The sequence below is a fragment of the Bacillota bacterium genome (genome assembly GCA_013178125.1).
GTDB lineage: Bacteria > Bacillota > SHA-98 > Ch115 > JABLXJ01 > JABLXL01.
In genome coordinates this window covers 66,778-81,375 of sequence record JABLXJ010000003.1, presented here as the reverse complement: position 1 = coordinate 81,375, position 14,598 = coordinate 66,778, and the positions used below count along the sequence as shown (strand labels likewise).

The following is a 14,598-nucleotide window of genomic DNA, read 5'->3' as shown; positions in this document are numbered from 1 at the left end:
CTATATTTAGGGGGCGCCGCCGGGCGGGCCTGGGAAGTGGGAATGGCTGATGCTTTACGTAGGCTATTTTCTCACCTCAACCCTTTCGAAAAAAGGCCGCAATTTGCGAGCCATATTTTCAAGCCAATCGCCGCTGTATGGGCGCCGGTCAGCGAAGGCTTCATCGAGCGTTGGCCCTGGCACGTATTGCTGCAGCACATACTTCCCGGCGCCCAGCAGCCACTGGCCTATTTCAATCAGGTCCTCTCCGGTGATGAGGCCGGGAGCAACCGTGGTTCTAAACTCATAATCTATCTCGCTCGACCGGATCAACCTGATGGAGGCATCAATATCGCTCATATTTACGCGGGAACGGGCGACCTCCCAGTATTTATCTCGCGGCGCCTTGATGTCCATAGCGACATAGTCGAGCAAGCCCTGACTAAGCAACTCGTCAAGGATTCGAGGATTGGTGCCGTTGGTATCGAGTTTGACCTTGAAGCCCAGGTCCTTAATCTTGCCCGCGAATTCACCGAGACCCTCCTGCAGGGTTGGCTCGCCGCCCGTGATGCAGACCCCGTCCACGAGGCCCCTCCTGCTCTCCAGGAGCGCCAGCATCTCTTCTTGCGGGATCCGGGGGAGGCTTCCCGCCCCCAGCACCAGATCCCTGTTATGGCAGTAGGGGCACCTCATGTTGCATCCGCCTGTGAAAATCGTAATGCAGATGTTCCCCGGGAAGTCCACCAGGCTGACCTTTTGAATGCCCCTTATCTCCATCTCCATCTTCATATCCATGTCTACATAATTCAACTTCATAATCTTTATAGCCTCATGGTCTCTTCATGGCTTCATTGTCATGTTTTCTTCAGGGCCATGTTTATAGCATTCATGTTCCCTATTTACCGGCAACCGGCAGGGCTCTCGCAAGACTCATGCCGTCCGGTGGCGTTGATGTAATGACGTATTCCTTCCGGTCGGCAAACTCGCTTCGTTTGCCCTTATTCCAGTTTTGAATGGGCCTGTAGAAGCCCACCACCCTGCTCCACACCTCGGCAGGCTTTCCGCACGCCGGGCATGTCGGGTGCTCGCCAGCAACATAGCCATGATCAGGGCAGATACTGAAGGTCGGGGTTATGGTGAAATACGGCACCCTGTACCGGGACATGACCCTCTGGAGCAACCTTTTGAGCGTGTTTACATCCTCCACTCGTTCCCCGATGAATCCATGAAAAACCGTGCCTCCCGTATACCTCGTCTGGAGCTCCTCCTGCAGATCAAGGGCCTCGAAGATATCGGATGTAAAGCCGACCGGGAGATGGGTGGAATTTGTATAGTAAGGTTCTTCGCTGCCCCCGGTGATAATATCAGGGTAGGCTTCTTTGTCGATCCGGGCGAGCCTGTAAGCCGTCCCCTCCGCCGGAGTGGCCTCCAAATTGAACATCTGCCCCGTTTCCTCTTGATAACCCACCAGCACATTCCGCATGAAATCCAGGATCTCCAGGGCAAATGCATGGCCCCCGGGGGTCGTGATATCGCTCCCCATGAAATTCAGCAGGGCCTCGTTCATGCCCACAAGGCCGATCGTATTGAAATGATTGTGCCAGTAAGTGCCGAAGCGTTCCTTAATTGAACCCAAATAGTGCCGCGAATAAGGATAGAGCCCCGCTTCCGTCATTCGTTCGAGGACGCCCCTCTTGATCAGCAGGCTTTCCTTTGCCAGATCCATGAGCCTCCTGGTCCGTTCGAGGAATTCATTCTTTGATTTGGATAAATATCCGGTCCTGGGCATATTGAGCGTGACCACGCCAATGGCTCCCGTGAGGGGATTCGCTCCAAATAATCCCCCGCCGCGCTTGTAGAGTTCACGATTATCGATGCGAAGCCTGCAGCACATGCTGCGGACGTCCTCAGGGGAGAGATCGGAGTTGATGAAATTGGCGAAATAGGGGATGCCGTATTTCGCCGTCATCTCCATCACCTGCGTGATGACAGGGCTGTCCCAGTCAAAGTCCGCGGAGACATTATAGGTCGGGATGGGGAAGCTGAATATGCGTCCCCGGGCGTCGCCCTCCATCATGACCTCGCAGAAGGCCGTGTTCAGCATGTCCATTTCCTTCTGAAAGTCCTTGTACTGGGCGTCCTGCAGCTTGCCGCCGATGATGACGGGCTCCTCGGCGAGTATCTTGGGCACTACGACGTCCATGGTGATATTCACGAACGGGGTCTGAAAGCCTACGCGGGTCGGGACGTTTAGGTTGAAGATGAATTCCTGGAGCGCCTGCTTGACCTCCTTGTAGGTCAACTCGTCGAAGGCGATGAAGGGCGCAAGGTAGGTGTCGAAGTTGGCAAATGCCTGGGCGCCTGCAGCCTCGCCCTGAAGGGTGTAGAAGAAGTTTACCACCTGGCCCAGGGCTGTGCGGAAATGCCTGGCTGGGGCGCTTTCGATTTTCTGCGCCACCCCACCGAACCCCTGCATCAGGAGATCGGCCATGTTCCAGCCGCAACAGTAAGGGGCCAGGAGGCTGAGATCATGGATGTGAAAGTCGCCACCCCTGTGAGCCTCCCGTATCTCTTCGGGGTAGATTTTCTCAAGCCAGTACCTGGAGGTCACGGCCGAGATCACATGGTTGTTAAGCCCCTGGAGGGAATAATTCATATTGCTGTTTTCATTTATCTGCCAGTCCTGGCCACCGACATACTCCTCGACCATCTTCTCGGCGTTGACGAGGAGGTTACGAAACTCTCGGAGCTCTTCGTGTTGTTTACGGTAGAGAATATACGCCTTGGCGGTCTTAGTCTGCCCATGTTCGATCAAGACCCTCTCGACGATATCCTGGACATCCTCGACCATCGGTATCCGCTCGGCAAATTCATGGGCCAGGATCGTGACCACCTCGTTCGAGAGCTCGCCGGCCAGGCGCCTATCCTCGATGCCAACTGCCTTGCCGGCCTTAAAGATGGCGTTGATGATTCTCTCCTGGTCGAAATCAACTACTCGGCCATCGCGCTTGATTATCTTCTTTAGCATAGTCTGATGTTCCCCTCTCCCATACTGTTCGGCCTCATTCAATAAGATCCCATGGCACCGTCGCCGATGAGAAGAAGACAGGTGTGAGTCCTGAAATGGGTGAAGAATTAAAACCCCAGGCCATCGTGGAGGCTGGGGTTTGAGGCGTTTAATTATTTATTCTCCATACCATACAATTCTCCTTCTAGGTCACGTGGTTTCTTTTCATTTGATGATTTTTATGGCTTCATTAGGGCATTCATCCACGCAGAATCCGCATTCAGTGCATTTATCCGCATCGACCTCAGCAACGTCTTCCACAATGATAGCATCTACCGGACAGACCTCCGCACAAAGCCCACAGCCTGTGCAGTTCTTTTGATCAACCACCGCAGCCATTTATCTCTCTCCCTCTTAATTTAATGATAAACTTCAATCCAAATCTCTTGTTTATCTCCTTGTGCTATTGGCGCGTTGCTATATCTACCCTTTTATTCGATGTGATGTTCTTTCGCCTTAAGGTTTTTAAGTTATTCTGCTTCAAGCGACACTTTTCGCAATAGCCAAAGGCTACAAGGGGATGGTGGGCGATTTCGAAATTTTGGTGCCTTGCGATAGCCTTTCGAAAATCCTCGGGCAGGGTCCCATCCACCTCAAGCACTTTGCCGCAGCTTAAACATACCAAATGATAATGCGGCGAGATGTGCATAGAATTAATTTCGTACTTGGCGGGGCTGCTGCCCGCCTTGATCTTGATTACCAACCCCATTTTCTCCATTTTGGCCAAGTTCCGGTAAACGGTAGCTACCCCCAATTTTGCTCCCTGGCGACGCACGATGCGATAAATTTCTTCTGCAGTTAGATGTTCGCTCTGGTGATTATTTAGCGCCTCCATTATCGTTCGACGCTGTGGTGTAATTCGAAATCCTTCGTGTTGGGGTTTGGGACGCCATTCTTCGTTCGAAAAACCTTTTTCCATTATGTTTGCCATCTTTACGTCCCTCAGTCCCTTAATCTTTGTCTAGCAATCCCATCGCACTGGCTCAGCTCGTGATGTCGTTTGCCTATATCACATCGATAACGATCATATGTTCATTAATAATATAACTACATTTTTGGGCATATGTCAATAACTTTGATAAAAAAATTCCTTCTCAACGATGCTAAGTGCTAGTTCCTTAATTTGCGCCAGTTTACCAGCACGTCCCAGGATTTACGGTGTTGCGTTCCGGGGACGGCGCGCTTGCGGCGCGCCTTCGTTGAAATTTGGCGCGAGGGCCATGCCAAATTTCAAAGGCCCCGTCACGCAAGCACCGTAAGTCCTGGAAAAGCGGCAATAACTCTCGAATTCAAACTCAGCAGAAACTATCGCTTGCCCACCAATGGTTGGGAATGAGGCGTGCTTCTTGGAGGACAGGTGTCGGGCGCTGAAAGCAGCGGCGAGCTAATCAATGCCATCAGCTTGCCACATTTGCCACCATGGAGAATACAGCCCAAATTCTATCTTTAACTTAAGATATTGCGGATCTGCCAGTAATCTTCTCGATCAAGGGTCTTCCCCATAGCTCCAGCCGCCTCTTCAATCTGATTCGAGTTTTTGATTCCGACAATTGCCACATGTATGCCTGGATGCATAAGCGTGGCAGTGAGAACAAGCTGCGTGATAGTCATGCTGTATTTCTCCGCGATGGGCGCAAGGCTTGCGACACGGGATGCTAATTCACGGAATCGTTCGCCCTGGAAATCCGGATCCTTGGCGCGAAGATCCGTGAAGGTTTCCGTCCCCTTATATTTCCCGGTCAGCAATCCCCGATGTAAAGAACTATATGTCAACACCCCAATGGATTCTGATTGGCAATATGGTAAAAGGTCCTTCTCGATGTGGGTGTTTAATAGATCATAATCAGGCTGGATGGTTACATAATCGCCATACTTCCGCGCGAGGCGCAGTTGTTCAACAGTAAAGTTGCTTACCCCATAAGCACGAATCTTGCCCTGTTTTTTCAGTTTTTCCAGTGCATCGGTGGTTTCCTCCAGTGGCGTGATCAGATCAAAGGCATGGCACTGATAGAGGTCGATGTAGTCCATCTGCAGGCGACGAAGGCTTGCCTCGCATTCCTTGAGGATATAGTCGCGCGAAAGATCCGGATGCCTATGCCCATCGGGATAGAAATGATGATATACCTTGGTGGCCACTATTACCTGGTCACGAGGTAATGCCTTGACCGCTTTACCAAGGACAGTCTCAGCAAGGCCATCTCCATAGGCATCTGCTGTGTCATAGAAATTGACGCCCACCTCGAAAGCCCGATGTATTGCAGATATAATCTCTCCCTCCGATTGTGCGCCCCAAAACCTAGGAGATAGCTGCCATGTACCGAAACATATAGGGCTGACAGAAAGACCACTCGATCCGAGAATCACTCGAGTCCCCATATTATTCCTTGCCTGGTCGGAAAACTCAACACTCTTTAACGATGCATGTTAACTCATGTCAACCGGTCTCCCCCGACCAGGCTTTCGCTCCCCTCCAAGTCTGAAGTGAATCTCTTCCGACAGGGAGACCTTTGACTCCGGAAGTCCCACGCGTATGGAAGGCATGCACTTAGAAGATCAAGCCACGAAAATCATGTCCGACTTTCTAACACCCTGATTTATTCTACATTTTATTTGTAACTCTTATTCTACATTTTCCCCCCGTAACTCACTTTTAATGGTTTGGGGCGAGCTTCCCTTGCTCTTTTTACAGTTTCAGAAATGAGCTCTTTAATTCCCTCATTTTTTGTAGCTACTGTCGGCACCACGGGTACGCCCAAGAGCTCTGAGAGCCTTGTTACATCGATCTCGATTTTGCGCGCCTTCGCCTCATCGAACATATTCAAGGCGATCACGACGTTCGCACCCATCTCCAACATCTGGATAGTCAGGTAGAGGTTGCGCTCAATGTTTGAAGCATCAACCACATTGATCACTACATCAGGCCTTTCAAAAAGAATGAAGTTCCGGGCTATCAGCTCATCCTCAGAATAAGCGCCAAGGCTATAAGTCCCCGGTAAATCCACAACACGGATGGTTTCGCCCTGGTAGGTAAGGCTTCCTTCCTTCTTTTCGACCGTAACGCCAGGCCAGTTCCCCACATGCTGACGTGCACCAGTAAGATCATTGAATATGCTCGTCTTTCCCGAATTTGGATTGCCAGCTAAAGCAAGTACAATCTCCTTCTCAGTTCCCGTCTTCGCCCTTGCTTCCACAGGTGTTCCCTCCCACGCAAATTTGTTAGGCTGACCTAACATAGTATCCCAAAAAACAATAACCCAATAAACCATTTAGGGAAATCCAGGAATTAAAATTAAAACGAATGTTACTCAGCATTTCATTAGTTATCTAATTGGGATCATCAAATGCAGCTCTTTTGCCATTTAGCTCTTCCACTATTATTTTTTGAGCCATCCCGCGTCCAAGGGCCAGGCGGCCATCTCCCACTGAAATAATTATCGGACCGGCGAAATCATTCTGAACAACGCGAATGAGCCGCCCCCGTACAACTCCCAGCTCCGTTAGCTTTCGACGGAGACCGAAGCCACCAAGGACATCTTTGATGGTAGCATCTCGACCTGTCGGTAAAAAACTAAGAGGTAACGCGCCATTTTCCATACTCTAAAAACACCTCGATCTCGCTATAACCCACCATAGTTACCCAGTACATATTATGGCCCGTGGACGCATCCACAGAGCATTACAATAGTTCAACAAAAATATCCGCCGCTTCATTTTTGCGAAGGCTCAGATGATAACCCTTCACCATAACCTCGATAGGATCGCCCAACGGCGCCACCCCTTCAATCACTATCTTTGCTCCGGGGACCACGCCCATATCGAGGATTCGGCGCCGCACTTCCCTTGTGCCTACGATGCGGATCACCTTTCCTCTAGTGCCCGGCTTGAGCTCGCTCAGCGCCCGAACATCAGGAACATTAGTCTTATTGATCGCACCCATTTTTAAAATCCCCTTTTCAGTTGCTATTTTCTCGGCTTTCTTTGAGGCCTCGACCTCGCCGTTGGTAAGCATCTCCTTTGAGGAGCTCATCGTCTCCAGGAATTCTATCAGCCGCTCCAGCGTTACCGGGCTGATTACGTGTTCCATCAAGCAAGCGTCCTTTTCAGCAGTTTTAGGATCAACATCCAGGACCTCGATCAGGAATTTACGCAGAAGCTGGTGTCTGCGGCGAATCTTGACTGCATGTTCTCGGCCTTTCGAAGTAAGCTCAATCGGGCCATATCGCTCATGTCTTGCCAGCTTGAGGCCCTTCAAGCTGTGGATAGCCTGATTCACGCTGGCCTTGGCGATACCTAATTTGGCGGCTATATCCGTAACCCTTACCAAGCCCTTTTTCTCTGAAAGTTCCAAAATAGTTTCCAGGTAATCCTGCATAGCCGTAGATATGACGTAGGCCTCGCTCACACCCTCACCTTCTTCAATAAACGCATTATAAGTTAGGTATGCCTAACTTATGGGGAAACAAAAATCCTTACCGGTTCCAAAGATAAACTATTATAAACTGTTATATTGAGAATCATTCTCAATCTTTCACAATAAATATACTATCGACAAGCACTGGCTGTCAAGCCCTTTAAAAAGAAATTTTGCCTCTTCCTGCTAACTACTTAAATAAGTGGCGGGCGGTCTACGAAACGCGCTCCGTTCCATTACCCCTTCTTACGCTCATAGGAAGCAGTCACCTTGGTTCCAATGCCGCCTCGTGGGCTAAACTCCATTTCCACCGTCATCTTGATGGGCTGGCATATCACCACGAGGTCCTGGAGGATTTGATTTACCGCATGTTCTTGCAAAATCCCCACCTGCCTATAGGAAAGCAAGTAATACTTGAGGGATTTAAGTTCAATTAGCAACCTATCGGGCACGTATTTTATGCTGAGCCGTCCGAAATCAGGCAAACCCGACCAAGGACATACTGAGGTAAATTCCTCGGTGAAATACTCCACGACTATCTCTTTGCCAGGATAAGCGTAATCTATCGCCTCCAGCGCTTCTCGGTCTATGGCATCTTCTTTAAGCACGTCAAAACGCTTTTGACTATATTTATCCATCAGTCACTCATCCTCTCTGATACCCAACGCATAATGGGGACCCCACCTATTACAAGTATGGCCTCTGGAACCAAGATAGTGCCAAATGTGGGCCAAAATGGCAAGCCTAACACTGTTTTTAACATAATACCTACTGCAAGGGAGATCCATGCAGCAAAAAAAGCCGCGCCAGCATATGGGGTGGTTTTGGTGCCCACAAACCATGCAATGTATCCGCCAACGAGGTTCATGGCTGGCATCCATGCCAGCTCCCAAATCCCGACATAAGGGCTGGCAAGATTAGCAGCAGCTACCCCGATTCCCATAGCCCAGATCGTATGCTTTCTGAAGATAGCCAAGGATTTGACCACCTCGGCTACCCGAAATTGTAGGAGTGCAAAAGAAATCGGCGCTAGCAGATATACCAGCGCAGCATATACGGCAGCGATCACTCCTACCTCCGCCAATTTCCTCACCTGATTCTTCATGGCCCACCTCCTGAACCTTTATCCTCTCTTGTGTTATTTAGTCTACCCTCTCTTAGTCTGCTCGATTTCGGCTACCTCATCAACTCCTTCCTGTACCAAAAGTAGATGCCCCATACACGTAGCATCCGACCATCCCGCCACCGAGAATATTATATTCGTCTTTCTCCACGTTCACAAGACGAATGGGGCCTTACTACTGATGCCAGCGAAACTCAACCCTGATGCTCGCCCATAACGCCACTATGCCTTTTACGCCTTTTGATTACATCTTTTGAGAAAATTATCCACAAGGCGAGGGTTGGAGGCAAAATGCAGATGGGTGTATGCTGTCAGGAGGTTATCGCGGGCAAACCCCTCCTCCCTTCCCTCTTTCTTCCCTTGAAATATGTAAGCCCTATGTATCCTTGGATCAACATCGACCTTGATCAGGTCGGAGTAGTGAAACTCGTGTCCCCGCGCCCTTTCCCCCGCATTCATAAGGATGTTATCCTCCCTAGCAATCACCTCTACATATCCGAGCGCTGCCAGGCGTTTTTGCATCTTCACCTTCACGGGGAGGAGGCCAACCATCGGGTAGCTTCTTCCCTCAAGATCAATAATGGCCTGGCTTAGATACATTAGACCGCCGCACTCGGCATAGATCGGGATACCCTGGCGATCTGCCGCCCGGATGCACTCTTTCATGTGTTCGTTGGCGGCGAGGCTGGCGGCGAAGACCTCGGGGAAGCCTCCACCGATGTATATCCCAGCGACGTCACAGGGCAGGCCTGGGTCTCGTAAGGGGCTGAATTCAACAAGCTCAGCTCCTCGACTGCACAGCATGTCAAGGTTGTCCTGATAGTAGAATGAAAAAGCCTCGTCCCTGGCGATTGCTATTCGCACAGGATTTGCCCGGGCTCCAATTGGGATAGGGGATAATGTTGGAGGGAACTCAACCGGTTGAAGTTTAGGAGCGGACTTCGCTATCCTGATAAGCTCCTGGAGATCGATACCCTCCGCTATCCTCGCTGCGAGCTTCTTAAAGAGGTCCGAAAGATCGCCTCGCTCCCCCGCAGGCACCAACCCTAGATGGCGCTCCGGCATTTCGAGTTCTTGGTCTCGTTTAAGCCAGCCCACAACTGGGATCCTGCATTTAGATTCAATGGCATCCCTGACCATCTCGTAATGTCGCGGGCCTGCCACCCGATTGAGGATCACCCCTGCTATCCTTACATCGGGATCGAAGTGCATATACCCCAAAACAATAGCCGCTGCACTGCGGGCCAGACTCTCGGCGTTTACAACCAGCACGACGGGGCTTGCCAATACCTTACTGAGATGGGCAGTGCTCCCTCGCTCATCACTAGCGCTTACTCCATCGTAGAGCCCCATTACGCCTTCGATAACTGAGATATCAGCCCCGGTGGCTCCCTTTTGGAATAGCTCCAGATTCACATTGGGATCCACCATCCAGGTGTCTAGATTCCGGGAGATCCTGCCCGTGACAACAGTATGGTAGCCCGGGTCTATGAAATCAGGGCCCGCCTTGAACCCCTGGACGGTAAACCCCTTCTGCCTGAATGCGCCCATCAGACCGACCGAGATGGTAGTCTTGCCTACACCGCTGTGGGTGCCCGCGATAACAATGCGAGGAATATCCATAAAAGTGGCCGTGCTCCTCCCTAAGTTAGTTTACAAAACTTCACTGGGTTTTTCAGATATCTATTGAGTAGCTACGAAAGATCAGGTTAAAGATAAAAGCTAATTCAGCATATAGAGCAATGCATTAAAGATTGCAACAGCCACGCTACTGCCCCCCTTGGGTCCCCTCGTAATTATATAAGGGATCTCGAGGGTGGTAAGCAATCCTTTCGACTCGGCAGCTCCGACGAAGCCGACCGGGGTCCCGATCACCAACGCGGGCGAGATCTTCCCCTTTGCTATGAGGTCGCATAGCTCGAAAAGCGCCGTAGGCGAATTGCCGATCACATAAATCCTGTTATCAGGATCTTCCGCGGCAAACCGCATGGCCACCCTTGCTCTGGTCACTCCCCTTCTTTGAGCCTCCTCTACCACTCTGGGCTCGGCGACAAAGCACCGAACTTCACCCCCATAGACCCTGAGCTTTGCGCTGTTGATGCCCGCTTTGACCATGTTAACATCGGCCACGACGCTGTACCCTGCTCGGATAGCCTCAAGGCCGGCCCCGACAGCATGCGGATGGAACTGTAAGAGATCTGCGTATTCCACGTCGGCTGTGGCATGAACTACACGCTTTGTCACAGATTCCTCGCCGGGAGGCAATTCTCGTCCCTCGAGAAGCTTCCCGATAATTTGCATACTCCTCTCTTCGATTGCTCTTGGTTCGCCGACTTCGCTTATCACTTGTTTCATTACCCGTTCTCACCCCTCAACTTTTATACACCCGCCGTTATACACTCCCCGTCATGAAATCCCCATATCCCAGGAGGCTTAAGATCCCTTCGTAGCTGGTTATCACGCGCTCATAATTCACCTCGGGCCTTTCTATCAAAACCACTGGTATCCCGAGTTCCAGGGCTGCCGCTATCTTTGTATCCGTCCCACCCACCCGCCCACTTTCCTTCGTTACCATAACCGAGGCGTTGTATTCTTGAAGAAGGGCCTTATTCAGCTCTTTACTGAATGGCCCCTGCATGGCGACTATATCCCGCGGCAGGAGCCCCAATTCAAGACATCTCCGAATAACGTCAGCATCAGGGAGCACCCTTGCAATGACTCGTTTCTTCTTTTCAAAAGCCCGCTTGACAAATACATCCAGAGTCTTACTGCCTGTGGTTAAAAAAATAACATCGCCACACTCTACGGCTTTTTCGGCTGCCTCGGAGGCAGTATTTACCTTGATAAGCATGCCACTCATAGGTGCATCGTCCAGCGGCAAGGTAGTCCTATCTCTTTCAAAACGAACATACCTGGCCTCGGTTTCCCTGCACGCCCGCTGGGCATTCTTTGATACCTCTTCGGCGAAGGGATGCGTGGCATCAATAACCCAATCGACCCCCTCCTCCCGAATCACCCGCACCATTTCATGAAGGTCCAGAGCGCCCATGAGGGTCTTACATCCATTACAGGGCCCGGATGCATCCATTTCTATCTCCATGTTCATGTCGACCCTTCTATCGGCGAATTCCCCCTTGACTAGCGCCTCCCCATATGAAGTAACGGTGCTCGCCAGGACGTGGTAACCTTTCTTGCACAATAGGTTCACTATCTCCCTGCCATCTCTGGTGCCTGCTAAAACCCAAATCATGCCCCTCGACAACCTTTCTTCCCGACTTACAGGCGATAGCCCCTGGGCGTAATCATGAATTTATCAAAGGTGAACGTGGTGGAATTACCTATTATAACTGTGGTTAACATGTCAATCCTTAAATCAAGGAAATCGCGCAGGCAATGGATATTTATCTCCTCGTCGCCCCGTTTGCAGTTTCTAACCACACCAACCGGCGTATTTTCGTCCCTATACCTTAAGAAAATCTCGCGTGCCCTGGCTAGCTGCTCCCTACGTGTGGAGCTCCTGGGATTATATAATACTGTAACAAAGTCAGCCTCAGCAGCAGCCGCAAGACGCCTTTCGATTATCTCCCAGGGGGTCATGAGGTCGCTTAAACTGATGGCCGCAAAGTCGTTCATCAGGGGAGCCCCAAGGGAGGCAGCTGCGGCTAGGGCTGCGGTGATCCCCGGGATTATTTCTACAGGAAGGCGCATCCCCTCCTTGTGAACCATCTCCAGGATAAGCCCGGCCATGCCATAGATACCTGGGTCGCCGCTGGTCACGAGGGCAATCCGCTTGCCTTGCAATGCACGATCAAGCGCCTGCCTGCATCGCTCCACCTCCTGGGTCATTCCGGAGGCTAAAACCTCCTTGCCAGCGATCAGTTCCGTAATAAGGTCCAAGTAAGTCCGGTATCCCACGACCACTTCGGCATCCTCGATCGCTTCCTTCGCCCTAAAGCTCATGTGGGCAAGGTCTCCGGGCCCGATTCCCACCACAGCGATCCTTCCTCTGCCACAGCCACGGTGATCCCTTTCATTATCGTTTTCGGCAGGATTAATTTCGCCTGGCGTCCGCTCAAGACCGCAGCCGGCTCGCATACGCTCCCCACCCCTATCCTCTCCTTCACGAACTTCGAAGTCGCAAAGTCATTTTCACATTCTAATATCCTTCCCTTTTCAACGATTCGAAGCGGCACATCGAAGTGGCGGGCCGCCTCTTTAAGCCCCGGCTCATCCTTTTTTATGTCGATAGTGGCCAGATGCTTAATGCTCATCGCGCTTCGGCTCGTCTTGTCCAGAGCCCGCAAAACCGCATCTATGATGGCCTCCCCTTTCGCCCCACGCCGGCAGCCAAGCCCGACGATTATGTTTTTGGGGCGCAAGATGATGTAAGGATTTTGAGGCAACTGAGGCAACCCGGTTACAACCCTGTTTGTGATAATAACCCTGGGCAAAGCCCGGACTGAGGATCCCTCATAGATGGACCCATCATAGATAGGCCCATCAAAGGCTCCATTGGAAAAAGTCTTGACATTGGCATATCTCGTAATATCCCATCCTTTCCATTCAGGGGGAAGCTCCAGGCCGGAGTCTACTATGATCTGTATACCCTCGTCGTTCACAATTGCGGCATTGATATGCTTGAGGTCCTCAAAATGCTCGATTCCCATGGCGAATTTCTTGGCAAGAACATCAACAGCGGGCCTGCCCCAGACGTCGGTAGCTGTCGTAATGACGGGCATGGCTCCGATCCCCCTCGCGACCTTTTGCGCCAGGTCATTTGCGCCTCCCAGGTGTCCCGAGAGAAGGCTGATAGCAAAGTGCCCCCCTTCATCTACCACAATTACTGCGGGATCGGTTCTCTTATCCTTGATGTAGGGAGCAATCACCCTCACAACGATACCAACCGCCATGACGAAGATGAGAGCGCGGTATGTCCCCCCAAAAACCTCCGCCACCAGGTGGTGGAGCCCCTTTTCGAAGAGGCGTATCTCAAAATCGCTAAAGAGGTCGCTAAAAAGTAGGGGATCATTAAAAGGCCCCCGTGCCCTGCCTGGAAGGAAGAGCACCGCATCCTCCTCTCCCAGGGAATCCAGAATCCGACGCCCAACCATTGCCCCATGTTTGGTTAAGGCTATAACCCCTATCCGCTTTCTTCCGTCTATCTCCATGACACCAGCATTCCTCTTCATTCAGCCGAAATTCAGCCAGAACGCCCCTCACACTCTTCCCCTAAAGGTATGCTCAAAATCCCCATCATAGAGTTTCGACCTCTCATACTTGTCATGCTTGCACTCGAGAAAATCTCCCACGAGGATCAATGCGGTGCGTCCAACCCCGGCAGCCTCCACCTTTTCCGCTATATCCTTCAATCTGCCGCGAATGATTTGTTCATCGGGCCATGAGGCCTTGTAAACTACCGCCACAGGCGTTTCAGGGCTGTATCCTGCACGCAATTGTTCGAGGACTTCCCTAATCATATGAACGCTCAGGAAGATCACCATGCTTGACCCATGTTTTGCAAGATATGAAAGCCTTTCTTCCCCGGGCACCGATGTCCTGCCCGAGAGCCTCGTGACAATCATCGTCTGGGAGACGCCCGGCAGGGTGTACTCCCTCTTTAGGGAGGCAGCCGCAGCAGACATTGAGCTTACCCCGGGGACAACCTCACAAAGGATGCCATCTTCCTCAAGCCAATCAATTTGTTCCTGTATGGCCCCGTAAAGGCTGGGATCACCTGTATGGAGTCTCGCCACCACCTTCCTTTCCCGGACAGCTTCAGCCATCACCCTCACGATTTCCTCAAGGGTCATCCCGGCACTGTTGTAAACCTTCGCATCCTTCCTGGCATAGCGAAGAATCTCGGGGTTGACCAGCGAGCCGGCGTAGATGACAACATCCGCCGCCTCGAGTATGTTTTTGGCTTTTATCGTCAAGAGATCAGGATCGCCCGGGCCTGCCCCGATGAAGTAAACCTTCGCTTTCAATTCCCTTATTCCCCCCTGCATGAAACTCGCCTGC

General features: G+C 51.4%; 16 protein-coding genes. All 16 read right to left on the bottom strand.

From position 1 onward, the window contains the following. Nucleotides 1–63 precede the first annotated feature (63 nt). Nucleotides 64–756 carry an anaerobic ribonucleoside-triphosphate reductase activating protein gene (locus HPY71_04350; GenBank protein NPV52738.1) on the bottom strand — a complete coding sequence of 231 codons (693 nt, stop codon included), beginning with the start codon at nt 754–756 and terminating at the stop codon, nt 64–66. A gap of 118 nt (nt 757–874) precedes the next feature. Continuing rightward, nucleotides 875–3,007 carry a ribonucleoside triphosphate reductase gene (locus HPY71_04345; protein ID NPV52737.1) on the bottom strand — a complete coding sequence of 711 codons (2,133 nt, stop codon included), beginning with the start codon at nt 3,005–3,007 and terminating at the stop codon, nt 875–877. A 204-nt stretch (nt 3,008–3,211) separates the two neighbouring features. After that, nucleotides 3,212–3,385 carry a 4Fe-4S binding protein gene (locus tag HPY71_04340; GenBank protein ID NPV52736.1) on the bottom strand — a complete coding sequence of 58 codons (174 nt, stop codon included), beginning with the start codon at nt 3,383–3,385 and terminating at the stop codon, nt 3,212–3,214. A gap of 64 nt (nt 3,386–3,449) precedes the next feature. Beyond that, entirely contained in the window at nt 3,450–3,977 is a 528-nt protein-coding gene (locus tag HPY71_04335; GenBank protein ID NPV52735.1) for a transcriptional repressor, read from the bottom strand. A 515-nt stretch (nt 3,978–4,492) separates the two neighbouring features. After that, nucleotides 4,493–5,410 (bottom strand): aldo/keto reductase, encoded by a 918-nt coding sequence (locus HPY71_04330; GenBank protein NPV52734.1) that lies wholly within the window; start codon nt 5,408–5,410, stop codon nt 4,493–4,495. 260 nt (nt 5,411–5,670) lie between these two features. After that, entirely contained in the window at nt 5,671–6,279 is a 609-nt protein-coding gene (locus HPY71_04325) for a GTP-binding protein (GenBank protein ID NPV52733.1), read from the bottom strand. A gap of 91 nt (nt 6,280–6,370) precedes the next feature. Further along, the gene (locus HPY71_04320; protein ID NPV52732.1) at nt 6,371–6,640 is read right to left on the bottom strand and encodes a ferrous iron transport protein A; all 270 of its coding nucleotides are present in this window, start codon (nt 6,638–6,640) and stop codon (nt 6,371–6,373) included. Nucleotides 6,641–6,722: 82 nt separating this feature from the next. Continuing rightward, nucleotides 6,723–7,448 carry a DtxR family transcriptional regulator gene (locus tag HPY71_04315; protein ID NPV52731.1) on the bottom strand — a complete coding sequence of 242 codons (726 nt, stop codon included), beginning with the start codon at nt 7,446–7,448 and terminating at the stop codon, nt 6,723–6,725. A gap of 245 nt (nt 7,449–7,693) precedes the next feature. Beyond that, complete coding sequence (queF, locus tag HPY71_04310) at nt 7,694–8,098, bottom strand: NADPH-dependent 7-cyano-7-deazaguanine reductase QueF (protein NPV52730.1); 405 nt, start codon at nt 8,096–8,098, stop codon at nt 7,694–7,696. Continuing rightward, nucleotides 8,095–8,562 carry a QueT transporter family protein gene (locus tag HPY71_04305; protein NPV52729.1) on the bottom strand — a complete coding sequence of 156 codons (468 nt, stop codon included), beginning with the start codon at nt 8,560–8,562 and terminating at the stop codon, nt 8,095–8,097. Before HPY71_04305 ends, queF begins: the two co-directional genes overlap by 4 nt. Nucleotides 8,563–8,811: 249 nt before the next feature. Then, entirely contained in the window at nt 8,812–10,203 is a 1,392-nt protein-coding gene (locus tag HPY71_04300; protein NPV52728.1) for a cobyrinate a,c-diamide synthase, read from the bottom strand. Between the two features lie 99 nt (nt 10,204–10,302). Next, on the bottom strand, nt 10,303–10,935 hold the full coding sequence (locus HPY71_04295) for a precorrin-8X methylmutase (GenBank protein ID NPV52727.1): 633 nt from the start codon (nt 10,933–10,935) through the stop codon (nt 10,303–10,305). Between the two features lie 37 nt (nt 10,936–10,972). Then, nucleotides 10,973–11,830, bottom strand: a complete 858-nt coding sequence (gene cobK / locus HPY71_04290) for a precorrin-6A reductase (protein ID NPV52726.1) — start codon at nt 11,828–11,830, stop codon at nt 10,973–10,975. A 26-nt stretch (nt 11,831–11,856) separates the two neighbouring features. Continuing rightward, nucleotides 11,857–12,540, bottom strand: coding sequence for a precorrin-3B C(17)-methyltransferase (gene cobJ / locus HPY71_04285; protein NPV52725.1), 684 nt, complete (start codon nt 12,538–12,540; stop codon nt 11,857–11,859). After that, a complete protein-coding gene (locus tag HPY71_04280) occupies nt 12,537–13,769 on the bottom strand; it encodes a cobalt-precorrin 5A hydrolase (protein ID NPV52724.1) in 1,233 nt (410 codons plus the stop codon). Before HPY71_04280 ends, cobJ begins: the two co-directional genes overlap by 4 nt. 27 nt (nt 13,770–13,796) lie before the next feature. Further along, entirely contained in the window at nt 13,797–14,585 is a 789-nt protein-coding gene (gene cobM / locus HPY71_04275) for a precorrin-4 C(11)-methyltransferase (protein ID NPV52723.1), read from the bottom strand. Nucleotides 14,586–14,598: the final 13 nt, after the last annotated feature.